The sequence below is a fragment of the Erythrobacter sp. S259 genome, assembly GCF_057364965.1.
In genome coordinates, this window is the sequence record NZ_CP200286.1 from 44,186 (window position 1) to 56,289 (window position 12,104).

At 53.2% G+C, this 12,104-nt stretch carries 13 protein-coding genes and 2 tRNA genes; 8 read left to right on the forward strand and 7 right to left on the reverse strand.

Going from position 1 to position 12,104, the window contains the following annotated elements; all coding sequences use genetic code 11:
• The first annotated feature begins 1 nt into the window (after window position 1).
• The 4 genes from AC0V60_RS00245 to AC0V60_RS00260 all read left to right on the forward strand — a co-directional run bounded on the left by AC0V60_RS00245 (window position 2) and on the right by AC0V60_RS00260 (window position 2,374).
• Window positions 2-571 carry a hypothetical protein gene (locus AC0V60_RS00245; protein WP_486176559.1) on the forward strand — a complete coding sequence of 190 codons (570 nt, stop codon included), beginning with the start codon at window positions 2-4 and terminating at the stop codon, window positions 569-571.
• Entirely contained in the window at window positions 568-1,023 is a 456-nt protein-coding gene (locus AC0V60_RS00250) for a JAB domain-containing protein (protein ID WP_486176560.1), read from the forward strand. Before AC0V60_RS00245 ends, AC0V60_RS00250 begins: the two co-directional genes overlap by 4 nt.
• Window positions 986-1,375 carry a winged helix-turn-helix domain-containing protein gene (locus AC0V60_RS00255; RefSeq protein WP_486176561.1) on the forward strand — a complete coding sequence of 130 codons (390 nt, stop codon included), beginning with the start codon at window positions 986-988 and terminating at the stop codon, window positions 1,373-1,375. The genes AC0V60_RS00250 and AC0V60_RS00255 overlap by 38 nt, the downstream gene beginning before the upstream one ends.
• Window positions 1,376-1,546: 171 nt before the next feature.
• Window positions 1,547-2,374 carry a crotonase/enoyl-CoA hydratase family protein gene (locus tag AC0V60_RS00260; protein WP_486176562.1) on the forward strand — a complete coding sequence of 276 codons (828 nt, stop codon included), beginning with the start codon at window positions 1,547-1,549 and terminating at the stop codon, window positions 2,372-2,374.
• A gap of 26 nt (window positions 2,375-2,400) precedes the next feature.
• Here the strand turns inward: AC0V60_RS00260 and AC0V60_RS00265 are convergent, their stop codons facing one another.
• Window positions 2,401-3,180 (reverse strand): thioesterase family protein, encoded by a 780-nt coding sequence (locus AC0V60_RS00265; RefSeq protein ID WP_486176563.1) that lies wholly within the window; start codon window positions 3,178-3,180, stop codon window positions 2,401-2,403.
• A 165-nt stretch (window positions 3,181-3,345) separates the two neighbouring features.
• Between AC0V60_RS00265 and AC0V60_RS00270 the strand changes: the two genes are divergently transcribed.
• The 3 genes from AC0V60_RS00270 to AC0V60_RS00280 all read left to right on the forward strand — a co-directional run bounded on the left by AC0V60_RS00270 (window position 3,346) and on the right by AC0V60_RS00280 (window position 3,928).
• A tRNA-Cys gene (locus AC0V60_RS00270) sits at window positions 3,346-3,419 on the forward strand.
• A 22-nt stretch (window positions 3,420-3,441) separates the two neighbouring features.
• Window positions 3,442-3,517, forward strand: a tRNA-Thr gene (locus AC0V60_RS00275).
• Window positions 3,518-3,631: 114 nt separating this feature from the next.
• A complete protein-coding gene (locus AC0V60_RS00280; RefSeq protein WP_486179404.1) occupies window positions 3,632-3,928 on the forward strand; it encodes a TrbC/VirB2 family protein in 297 nt (98 codons plus the stop codon).
• A gap of 56 nt (window positions 3,929-3,984) precedes the next feature.
• Here the strand turns inward: AC0V60_RS00280 and AC0V60_RS00285 are convergent, their stop codons facing one another.
• The gene (locus AC0V60_RS00285; protein WP_486176564.1) at window positions 3,985-4,611 is read right to left on the reverse strand and encodes a hypothetical protein; all 627 of its coding nucleotides are present in this window, start codon (window positions 4,609-4,611) and stop codon (window positions 3,985-3,987) included.
• Window positions 4,611-5,738 (reverse strand): RHS repeat-associated core domain-containing protein, encoded by a 1,128-nt coding sequence (locus AC0V60_RS00290; protein ID WP_486176565.1) that lies wholly within the window; start codon window positions 5,736-5,738, stop codon window positions 4,611-4,613. Before AC0V60_RS00290 ends, AC0V60_RS00285 begins: the two co-directional genes overlap by 1 nt.
• 51 nt (window positions 5,739-5,789) lie before the next feature.
• Here AC0V60_RS00290 and AC0V60_RS00295 point away from each other — a divergent pair, with 51 nt between their 5' ends.
• The gene (locus AC0V60_RS00295; protein ID WP_486176566.1) at window positions 5,790-9,719 is read left to right on the forward strand and encodes an autotransporter domain-containing protein; all 3,930 of its coding nucleotides are present in this window, start codon (window positions 5,790-5,792) and stop codon (window positions 9,717-9,719) included.
• A 525-nt stretch (window positions 9,720-10,244) separates the two neighbouring features.
• Here AC0V60_RS00295 and AC0V60_RS00300 read toward each other — a convergent pair.
• The 4 genes from AC0V60_RS00300 to AC0V60_RS00315 form a co-directional block, all read right to left on the reverse strand.
• Window positions 10,245-10,685, reverse strand: a complete 441-nt coding sequence (locus tag AC0V60_RS00300) for a hypothetical protein (protein ID WP_486176567.1) — start codon at window positions 10,683-10,685, stop codon at window positions 10,245-10,247.
• 118 nt (window positions 10,686-10,803) lie between these two features.
• Window positions 10,804-11,112, reverse strand: coding sequence for a hypothetical protein (locus AC0V60_RS00305; RefSeq protein ID WP_486176568.1), 309 nt, complete (start codon window positions 11,110-11,112; stop codon window positions 10,804-10,806).
• Between the two features lie 184 nt (window positions 11,113-11,296).
• Window positions 11,297-11,629: a DUF7716 domain-containing protein gene (locus AC0V60_RS00310; protein WP_486176569.1), complete on the reverse strand. Its 333-nt coding sequence runs from the start codon at window positions 11,627-11,629 to the stop codon at window positions 11,297-11,299.
• A gap of 155 nt (window positions 11,630-11,784) precedes the next feature.
• A complete protein-coding gene (locus AC0V60_RS00315; RefSeq protein WP_486179405.1) occupies window positions 11,785-12,099 on the reverse strand; it encodes an SMI1/KNR4 family protein in 315 nt (104 codons plus the stop codon).
• Window positions 12,100-12,104: the final 5 nt, after the last annotated feature.

Below are 12,104 nucleotides of genomic sequence, written 5' to 3' on the forward strand. Positions count from 1 at the left end.
AATGTGGGATTCGCTCTTCTTAGATTACCGGGCTCACGTCCAGGATATCTTTGCAATAGCGGTGTGTGTGGCAGCGATAATCTGGGGCGGTCGTCCGGAGCGGATTGTCGCTGCCACTTGGTTGATTGTTTTCGAACTGGCTGGCCACGTGCAAAACTGGCTTTTTGGAGCGAGCATTCAACTTAACGCTGTCGATTGGTTTGTCGCCAGCACCGACGTGATTGCTGGCACTATTTTCATCTGGCTGGCTCTTTATGCGAACCGCAATTACACATTGTGGATTGCAGGAATGCAGGTTCTGGCGGTTACGGCACACCTCGCCCGAAGCTTGGCCGATCTGATTTCACCTATTGCTTATGCTGTGATGTTTATTGCGCCCGGCTGGGTCCAACTTATCGTATTAGCCATCGGAGTGGTGCGGCACGTTCAACGCAGGCGAAGGCACGGTGAATACCGCGATTGGCGGGTTACCAAACCGTCTATGGGTATCAGCGCCAATGCGGCTGTCCCTCAGGGGGAATCAGCGTGGCAGCATGGTATTCAACCCTCGTGGCGGGATGATGTGAAGTGAAGCCATTGCTCACTTCGGCACCGGCTCCGATGGCCGATAGCGATACAGCGCACAACAGCGCGATGATCGACTTTCTAAAGGCTATGGTGATCGCAGAACCATTTGCGGTTGAGCGATTCCATGTCCTGTTTGTCGATCGCAATCGTGTCTTTCTGGGCGATGCCGCGATGGGCTTAGGCAGTTCAGGCGCTTTGTCTTTGAGGATGCGCAATCTTTTCGAGAAGGCGCTGGCACTCCGGGCACAAGGCATCCTTCTCGCTCACAATCACCCGTCTGGGCATTGCCGCCCAAGCCGCGCTGATGTTTTGTCAACGCGGCGCCTGGAATCCATAGCAACAGCGCTCGATATCGAGCTTCTCGACCATCTCATTTTTACACAAGACGCGGTCTATTCGATGCGCGCGGGGGCAGCACATGAGTTCAAAAGTCGCAAATCAATTTTTTCCCGATAACGGAAACCTCATTCCGCGCTTTCGTCAGTTGGGAGAGGTCACATTAGACTTGTTCCACCGCGATGCGCGGGTCGATGACAACTGGCTCGCCTTCCATCCCAGAGAATTCGAAGTGCTTTGGCGGCTGGCCGAGGAGGCCGGTAGGCGGGTGACCAAACGCCAGCTTTTGTGCGATGTTTGGCGCATTGATTACGAGCCCGAAACCAATAGCGTCGCTGTCCACGTCGCCCGTATCCGCCGCAAGTTGGAGCCGCTGGGTCTTGCGGGAATTCTCGCAACGCACCCGGACGGAGGGTATTTCATCAACGTCCCGCAAAAAGACATCGACCTCGCATTCACCAATAACGGCTGAGGCCGCATCCGAGACCGAGGCGCTTAGAGCCTTGGGCCCTCCATGAGAGGCCAGGCTTTGGTTTTGCAGGAAGCAGAGCATCCGGTTTCGCTGTGCAACTCATCTCTGGACACTCAGCGATGCTTGGGCCACACCCTCCACCATACGAGGCAACGCCGATGGAGAGACCAGATGTCCCAAGCCCAAACCCTGTCTGCAAACCAGCGCGTCAGCGTTGAGCTGAATGAAGATGGCGTTGCGCATGTGCGTTTTGTGCGCGCGGACAAGATGAACGCGCTCGATCCGGATATGTTTGATGCCATGATCGAGGCTGCGCAAACCCTTGCGGCGACCAAAGGCGTGCGTGCCGTCGTTCTGTCTGGTGAGGGACGCGCCTTTTGCGCTGGGATTGATTTGAGCAACTTCACCAATTCCTCCCAAAGCGAGGAGCGGCGTCTCGAAACGCGCACGCACGGCAACACCAATAAATTTCAGGAAGTCGCCTTCCAATGGCGCCGGTTGGCTGTTCCCGTGATCGCTGCGGTTCACGGCGTATGTTTTGGCGGCGGTTTGCAGATTGCGAGCGGGGCCGACATTCGCATCGTTCACCCGGAAACCCGCATGTCGGTTATGGAGATGAAATGGGGCCTTGTCCCGGATATGGCAGGCTATGCCTTATGGCGCGGCTTGGTTCGCGATGATGTGCTGCGCGAGCTTGTTTACACCAACCGTGAGTTTTCAGGGGCTGAGGCGCAGTCTCTTGGCTTTGCCACACATGTCGACGAAGAACCTCTGGCGCGGGCGATGGAGATCGCTGGTGTTATCGCAGGCAAGAACCCGGACGCGGTCCGTGCTTCCAAACGCTTGCACGATGCGATGTATGATGGACAGACCGACGATATCCTGATCCAAGAGAGCGCCGAGCAGGACAAAATTATGCGCACCAAGAACCAGATCGAGGCGGTTATGTCTTCGATGCAAAAACGCCCCGGTGTTTTTGAAGACGTCGACGCTGCCTAGGGATTGAAGGCACCCAAGCTAGGCGATCAGCCAAAAACTGCGACACATTGGAGGCCGTCAAGAACTTGGCGGCCTTGAGTGTCGTACATGCGCAGTCGTTCAGAAGAATAGCCGTCATCCAGATGCTGGCTGGAATTTTCTGCCAGATACCAACCGTCTTTCGATTGTGTCTCGGGATCGAGCACATTGAATGACCAGTTGATCGAACTGATCGGGCCGGGCCGCTCCATGATGCGCATTGCGCCCGGCGGCATGACATCGCCCATCAGAACAAGCTTGCTAACCGGATCAAGCGTGTGATCTTCCGTCAGCCGCGCCCAGCGCCGAATAGTCGCCCCCTTATCGGTGCCGATGGTCTGTCCGTGGCGCAGCTCAAAGTTCTTCTGAATGAAGGGAGGCCCTTTGCCTTCCATTGCGGGCTGATTGTCCTGCGGCGGCCCCGGCCACTTTTCGGCAGGCTGAGAGGGCGCAGTGCCATTGGGATCTCGTCCTTGCGCAAACAGCCAGAATGCGGTGAGCGCAACGCCCTTCTCATTGCGGATTTCGCTTCGAACCTGCGTTACATTTCGGCCCTGACGCACGATCTCAGCTGACAGCTCAACCTCCTCACCCACTGGCGCAACGAACCCGATCTGCGCTGCCCGCAATGGCGGCAAACCGGCAAACGCCTTTTTCGCCATAGTGAACGCGACAAGCGCAGATGCCCCGCCATAAAGGGTACGGCCCTGCATCCAGTCTCCCGCGTGCGAGAGTGTGACAGAACCGGCTTTACCGGTGATGGGCTCCAGAAGGCTTGCGATTGTCATGCAAGCTGCTTTGCCGATTGTCTTTCATTTGGTCCAGATTGACGTTGCGTCACGATCGCAATTTGCCAGCCAATAAGGGGGCGCCCTTGCAAAGAGGGAATGAGTGCATTGCCTTTAGCCCAACGAATCGCTAGTGCGCCGCTTCCGCCTTTATATTGGCGGCTCGGCCCGATGGCGGAGTGGTGACGCAGCGGATTGCAAATCCGTGTACGCCGGTTCGATTCCGGCTCGGGCCTCCACCTTCTCGACAATGCGAGAAGCGCCGCTTTAGCTCAGTTGGTAGAGCACATCATTCGTAATGATGGGGTCACAGGTTCGAATCCTGTAAGCGGCACCAGCACTTTCAGCTTAATGACCAAATCTATATGCGCGAACGTAAGCTCGGCCTTATCCCAAATTCAGCTTGTTTGAGCCGAGCGGTGCTTCGCCATTGTAGGGCGCTACGGGGTGGATCGCTGAGCTTTTGCAAGGGCCGCTGGTGGTGACGCTTTGTGTGATAGCCGTTGCGCTGGTGGGGTTTGCGGCGCTTAGTGGGCGCTTGCCTGTGCGGATGGGCGCAAGAGCGGTGCTAGGGTGCTTTGTGGTGCTGGGCGCGCCGGTAATTGCTTCTACTCTGATGTGGCAGGGGGAGGAGCCTTTTCCGCAAGTGGTTTATCAAGCCGAGAGTGTGGCGGCAGAGCCCGCAAGGCCCGAGCTGCCGCCTGCGGACTATGATCCTTATTCCGGGGCTTCGCTGAGGAGGGAGTGAATTTTCGTGCTCAGCGTTTGAAGATAATAGGCGCACTAGCGACTGCGAAAATCTAATCAATTTCGTGTCAGGTCTATCCGCGTGTAGAACTCTCGAGAATACAAACCCGACATTCCAATAAGATTGTAAGTGCAAATTTCAGAACCACAGAAATCTTGATACCAAGTGATGCCTCTAACAGAGTCGATTTCATACCTCAATTCGTTGTTGTCCAGCTTACATGAAACTATATGAGATTGATCTTTGTTCGCTAACGATCCTTCCAGTATCTGACACTCAAACGACCTCTTGTAGATATCGATGGTCCACTCAGTGCCACTCTCCGATTGAGGGTCAACCATATAAAAATTGCTCGCTCGGAGACGCTGTTGGGACTGCACGAACACTCCAGAGTCACCAGCAAATTCGGAGCCCAATTGTCGAGCTAGTTCGCGCCGACTTGTAGTGTCGTAATACACTCTCAAATATGAACTCGGGTCCTTGAGAATTGGATAGAAAAAATATGCAACAAACTCAAAGTCGTTTTGATTTCCTTTTGCTTTGTATTCCACAAATGGGAACTCAATCCCGTCTTCATTAGAAAGGACTTGAAACGAGCGAGCTTCAATAGCTGCTGAGGCATCAGTACCCTCAGCACATCCTGTTAATGCCGCAAGAGATAACAAGATAATTAGATTTTTCATTATGGCACAGTACGATTGAATAAATGTCTTGCAACACGTTTGTGTGATGTTTGATGGGCACTATTAAAGTGCGTATTCGAGCCTTGACCACGGCTTCTTCTCCGCTGGCCCACTGTTCCACCCCGTGTTCTATATCGCGCTCTCAGATTAGCATCTTCACGAGTTCCGTGGATTCCCTCATGAATTATGGTTCGCTCTACCGCACCAGATCCCGCTTGTTCGATGCCCGGCTTGTACAACGTAATTCTGACCCCAACACCTCTTCCAATTGTCCCTCTGGTAGAGGCATTTGCCTTGCCTCCCCCTAGGCCAGGAAAAGGAGGCGAGTCGCCCGCGTAGCCGACGTGGGCAGAAATAAGTGATTCGGCAATGGCACCGGCTGTGACTGTCTCGGATATCTTTTTCCCGTCCGAGTCAGTGGCTGATATCTCGACTTCTTCTTCGGGATCAAGCAGCAGTCGGTTGACCGCTCTGGTGTATTTTTCATTTGCGTCGTCTAGCTCGTCACCGGTCAAGTCACCCGGATCGTCAATCTCACAAGTAACGCCTACGCCATCCTTGTTGGATACACAACTTAGACCCGTTGGATCGACGTTATTAATCGGATCATTTCCAACATAAGCGTAGAGGTTGAATTGATCTTCATATCCGATGGGGTCGGTTTGGAGGAACCTTCCGAGCGTTGGCGAGTAGATGCGGGCTTTGTAGTAATACATGCCCAGCTCTGGCAGCCACATCTGTCCCGTATACCGGAACCGCCCTTTCTCTGCGATAGTGTCGCCAGACGGCATTTGAGTGTCCTCGTCAGGAATGCCGTACTCATCATAGGAATTTTTGGCGATCACAGTCGTGCTATAACTGCTCAGCGCAATGATACTGCCGCGTGGGTCTTTATGTGAAAAGCGGCCCAGACGGCTCCCTACTGTAAAGTCGTAGGTCCAGACCGGATCATTGCTTTGGCTAAGGCCATGAACATGTTTTCGCTCGGCCGTGAAGATAAAGTTTTGCGATCCACCGAATAAGTATCCACAAAAAACTCGAATTTCTTGGTGGACTAGCTTGAACCTCTTCGCATGAAATTTGATTATATCCCAATAATGAGTGACGTTCTTGTTGCTTGGCTGCAACGTTAACACCCTCAATAAAAAATACTCATAGGTCGCATAAAAGGGTTTTTCATGACTATCTCTGCTTCGGCGAAGCTCCGCGTGTTTTGCGGTGCGTCGGTTTTCGCAATCACCACCAGCCTCACGCTACCCGCATTGGCGCAACAGTCCCCGCCTCCACCTTTGGATGCACCCCCGCCCGCGACCCCGCCAATGGTGCCGGGCAATATCGAGGAGTGTAGTGTGTCGATGGGTACACTCACCTGCGCTCCCGGTCTCGACCCGGACGGAATTACTGACCTTACAGACGGTCTCGTTCTCGATGTGCAGGACGGCGCGCTTGTACAAGGCACGATTACAACGGGAAACAATACGACCGGTTCGGTCGATGGCTCAATAATTACCAATGGCAACAACAATAACGCGCTCAATATTGGGGCTTTATCCGATGTAACGGTGAATGGCCTAATTCAAACCAACCTCCTCTCCGCATCTGGCGTTGCGAGCAACGGCGACGGTGCTTCCGTTATAAATTCGATCACCGGCTCGATAATTACAAGTGGCAACTTTTCACGTGCCATCTTTCTTAACTTCGACGATAGTCGGATCGAAAATAACGGTCTGGTTCAAACGTTTGGACAATCAGCGGACGGCCTGACTGTTGCTGATAACTCTGTTGTAATCAATAACGGGATCATAAGCACAGGCGGGTTTGTTGCGGATGGCATTGATATTGCCAATCAATCATCGGCGACCAACAATGGTCAAATATTCACTTCAAACGACTCTTCGCGAGGTGTCATCGCAGACAGCGAAGCCACGATCGTCAATAACGGCCTGATTGATACGTCTGGAGCGAGCGCTCCCGGAGTTCTCATATTGTTTGGAGAGCAAGGTGTCAGCACCATCACCAATGGTGAAAATGGTGAAATTACGACGAGCGGCATCGAGAGCGAGGGGATCCTGGCGGCCGGCGAAGTCGTGATCAACAATATAGGGCTCATCGAAACGACTGGCGCTGATAGTGCAGCAGTCAGACTGGCAGATGTCGCCTCGCCCGGTATCGTGAGCACAGGCACGGTAACCAATTCAGGCATGATCTCTGCCTCTGGCAGTTTTTCGAGTGCAATTGAATCAACCGGCGTTCTGACTCTCGCAAATTCCGGCACGATCACTACGTCCGGAAATGTGCCAGTGATCGTCGCTGTGGACGATGCCAACATCGACAACAGTGGCAGCATTTTCGCATCGGGGTCCGGAAGCAGCGTGATCAGTCTTGGGGACAATGGGGTAGTTGTAAATTCATCATCAATCGCTGCGAGCAATCTCGCTTTCGCAGATCCATTTTCTGGTGCTTCTCTTCGCCGGAGCGATGGTGGTGCCATCTTTGCTGGTGACGGCCTGGATCTCACTAATAGCGAAGGCGCAACGATCACCGCTAGCGCCACGAATGGTTTCACCGACAGCGCCACAGTGCGTGCGGGGAACAATGCCACCATCTCCAATGCAGGTCGAATTGCGGCAGAGACTGACTTCATCGAAGCCGTTTCTGTCGGAAATGGTCTATCGCTCAGCAACTCCGGGACGATTGAATCAACTGACCGTGCAGTCTTGGCAGGCGACGACGCGACAATCTCCAACTCTGGTACCATCACCGCTGCAGATCGCGCCATCGATCTTGGCGATGGAGGTATGATCACCAACGAAGAAGGCGGCTTAATCACCACAACCGGAGATGCAGACACGATTCAATCAGGTGAAAACCTGACAATCATCAATGCCGGAACGATCAGCAATGAGGGCGAGGACCAGAAGATCGTTGATGCGGGCGATGGCCTGACGGTGACGAATGATGGGCTTATTACTTCTGACTGGAAAGGCATAGAGGGTGAAGCGAACTTCACCCTCACCAACAATGAAGGCGGCCGCATCATCAGCAATCTTGACGAAGCGGTTGAAGCAGATGGCCCAGGCCTTGTGGTCGTTAACGATGGCGAAATCATCGCGCCGATGGACGATGCAATTGATGGCGGCGACAATGTCACCATCACCAATACCGGCTTGATCCGGGGCGGTGAAAATGATGGATTGGAGCTAAACTCCGGCACGATAACCAACTCAGGCACTATCGAGAGCCTGTCGAGTGATCCTGATGGTGATTTCATTCTCGATGCGGATGGCAACCCAACGATGAACCGCGAAATTGATGCCGCGATTGACTTCGACGGCGGCACCGATGGCAATGAAGATGGCATGGTCACCAATCTCGCGGGTGGTGTGATTGTTGGCGATATCGGCATTAAAGCCAGCTCAGGCGCGACGGGCTCTGACGCCAACGAAGGGGCACAGACTGTCGCCAATTTCGGTACGATCACTGGCCGCGCTACCAATCCTGAAACGGGCCGGATCGATGCGGTTCTCCTGGGCGCTGGAGACGATGAATTCCGGCAAAGTGCCGGCGGCATCGTTAACGGCACAATCGATTTACAAACCGGCAATGACACCTTCATCCTCGAAGGCGCCAACTCGTCAATCGTCGGCATGGTTTTGGGCGGCGATGGCAACGACACCGCTATCCTTGGCGGCACGCTCGATACTGACAATCTCATGGGTTTTGAAACGACTAGTCTTGGAAGCATGGCCGACTTGACCGTCGTTGGCGATCGCACGCTCGGCGGGAATCTTGTGATTGACGGAAATGTCAATCTTGATCTCGGCGTTGATACGCTGACCACCGATGGCGGCATTGCGATCACCGAAACAGGAACCATTACGATCGGCACGCCTCTCAACGATGATTTGGTCGGCCAGACGGTGCTGGTCCTCGATAGCGGTACCGGTATCGAGAACAACGGTACGGTCACGATTATTGATGACGATCTGCTTCTGGACTACGTCCTGATTTTCGGCGACACCCTAAGCGTTGAGGTCCAATCCAACCTCATCTTGCCAGACTCTACTGATCAGAATGTCCTCAACCTCGGTGCAGCATTGCAAGGGAGCATCCTTGCAGGAACTCTAAGCGATGCCAATTTCACTCTTTTGCGCGGATTGCCTGATGCTGCTGCGCTGGAAAGGGCGGCTCTTGATGCGATCCCTTCATTGAGCAATGGCGTAGCGCGCGAGATTTTTGAAACAGGTAACTTGGCAAGCCAAGGCTTGGATCGTCACCTGAGGGCCGAGGGGTCGGGTATCTGGGGCCAGTTTGCAGTTCGCGGTGCGCGGCAGGATGCACTCTCGCTCAGTGCGGATGGCTATGACAGCGATCAAATCGTATTCACTGCGGGCGGTGACATTGCCGCAGGCGATAACGCCCGCGTCGGTTTGCTTGCCAGCTATGCTGATATCGACGTGCGGGATGAAACCGCGTCCGGCATTGTCAATTCCGATGCCGACGTTGAGAGCATCCGTCTGGGAGCATATGCGGCGCTTAACATCGCAGACCGAGGCTTTATCAATGCCGAGTTTTCCTACCTTACTGGCGATGTTGACACATCACGTGGTGGAGCGTTCGGCACAATTTCATCGTCTTTTGACTTCGATGGTTACGCTGGTCGGGCGACTGCCGGTTACGATCTGCATCCGGATGAGAACGTTTGGATCACTCCGACAATCGGTGTGAACGCCGCCAGGATCAGCTTTGATGATGCCGTCGAAACAGGCGGGTTCAGCTTTGTAGTTGACCGTGACAGCGCGTCCTTTCTCGAAGGACGCATCGGTGCCGAAATTGGCGCGCAGCTTTCCGAAAAGGTCAATGGCTTCATAGCGGGGACAGTCATCCGTGATTTCCTTGAAAACAACCGCTCCTTCGGGCTCAGTTCCGCTGAGATCCCAGCGTTTCTGGTGGCTTTGCCCGAAAGAGAGCGCAATCGCTTTGAGCTGTCAGCTGGTGCGACGGTGGATGTGAGCGACAATGTCCTGATCGAATTTGGCTATCTGGGTGATTTCAATGAGGGCTACGATGGGCACTCAGGGCGCGCCAGCGTCCGCATAGCCTTCTAAGCCGTGTTGATGGGAACTCCAAGGCGCATCCCCGCCGGTGCCAGGCGGTTCCCCGCCATCGCCTAGGAAAATATAAGCTACTGATGCTTAGGGGAGTTTTGGTTCTCATCGTAGTAACAAAAGCACGAGGATGAGAACCAATACATCCAAGGCGAAGCGGCCGACTGAGCAGGTGGAGAAAGACAAGCACCGCCTGATGCGGCGGCACTTTTTCCCGACGACGGTCAGGTTCGTGTTGGAAGGCCTGCGCTGCGAAGTCTTTGCGTGGTGCCTTCCTGCTAGCCACCTGCGGAGAAGGCGCTGGGAAGGCCGGTGTTCAGATCGCCTAGCGGGGTCGCAATGCCCCCGCTGTTTGAGCGCGCTTTATCGTCCGTATTGGAGGTCTGAAGAATTAATTGATAGCGAGTAGTACTGCATGCGCCTCAATTCCCAGTCAGCCACGAGTGCTTCTTTCTGGACAGCTTCTGATTCTGTTTCGATATGATTGCCAACGGACCCAACAAAATGCTATTTTTGGCACAATGGTTAAATGATTGGGGAAACCAGTCCTTTATCAACCAGAGCCTGATACTCGACCAAGGCTTCCGCCACTACATCGGGTGTGGACTCCTGTACAGGATCGGACATTTCATTTGAGTTTCCCTGTCCCTCAAAAGCATATCTACTAATCGCACCGGTAGCATAACAAACGATCTCAATAGCTGAAATAGCCGACTTCCGCCCATCGACATTGTAGACCTGCATGCCCAAATCTTGATCCAAATCCTCGTGGTTCAGGTACTGTCCGATCTGTGAGGCAGGTAAGGCCTCTCCATCCATATATCGCGCAAGCAAATTGTAGGATTCTGCGGCAATTCCCTGGACTTTAGGAAAATCAGATAAAACAGCTATTACGTTGGAAGCAATCCTAAGAAGCTGGCGATTTTGAGCCTCACGATCCAAACGCAAAAAATCATCCTTATTCATTATTGTCACTCAACAATTACGCCACCACGAACAACCAATTCTGTAATACCGGGCCTCGCGACACCATTTTCAGATGTAATGCGAATGGTCAGTCCCGGATAACGGTCGCTGAATTGCTTCACAACCCCCGCTGGAACAGCTGGGTTTGTAAGACCCTGATAACAAGCATTACAAATACCACTCTGCTTGGAAATATGAATACTAACTGTGCGCCCAGTTCATTGAGCAGCGTGTTGAGCACTACGCTTGCCGCTGCTCCTGCCGCTGCGCTGCTGCAATCGCCGGTGCCCCCAGCGGCTCCGCCGATGCAGCCGGTTAGGCCTTGCAAGGCAGCGCGTACGGTCGCGCTTTCCTCAGTCTCCACGCCCCCGCGTTTAAGGCTGTCGGCAATACCCTTGACCTCACTAGTCGCCAGGGATTGGAGCACATTGACGGCTGAGCCTTGGACTAGGCTGGTGAGTCCGCCCGAGACATCGCTTCCTGCGGCATCGTTAAGCGCTGTGGCGACGATGCGGAAGGAAGAGCCAGCGCCGAACGTGCTCTGATAGAGTTTTTTCTTGCCTTTGCCTCATTGGCGGCTTGATCTAAGTCGGCACTCCTAGCCCAATGATCTAATCAGATGTGATATCAGACTTTGGGAGGAATGCATCCTGTTCAAAATAGTATGAAATTGCCAAGTAGATTTGATCTGCGCTTGGATCTGGATTCCAAGACTTCAGATTTTTCACCACTGATTCAATGTCTCGGACTGATAGGAATTCCTGCATGCCATGCTTTTCGGCTTCAAGAGGTGTAAAGTCATCTGAACCAAGATCAGCGACATCTGGATTTAAAACCAGACATTTGCTGTCGGGATGAATTCTGTTTGGTTCTCTCACATATAACCAATCTTTCCAGGAAAAATCATCAAGAGCATCGATTACAGCGGCCAAATTTGTAGACATTATTCTACTCCCCAGCTTGAATATCCGCCATTACCCCCCGGATGCAAGGAATCTTGAACTGCTCCTGCAGCTTCATGTTGCTCTCTAGGTACGAGCTGAAGTTGTCCGGGACGTTGACAACGGAATATGTCGAACCATGGGCGAAGAGCTAACGATCAACCCTCTGGGTTTTGGATACGCTTCGCCAAAAATTCTGCGAAGTTCTCAGCATATTTTTCTCGTTGCTGTCCACGCCGCACGTATACACGATATTCGCCCTCAGCCGAAGCTGTAGACAAGTCCAAAGTAAAAACTTCGCCATAGTCATTGGAACAAACCGCTATCTCGTTCGAGGAGATAAAGCCAGCGTCTCTAAAACGACATGTGTTTACGCCTATGTCGCCAACCGATTCCGGTCGAAATACACGGTAAATAGAAAAAATCTCTTCACCATAAATTTCACCACCACCGTAGTTCTTCACGAACCAAATATAGC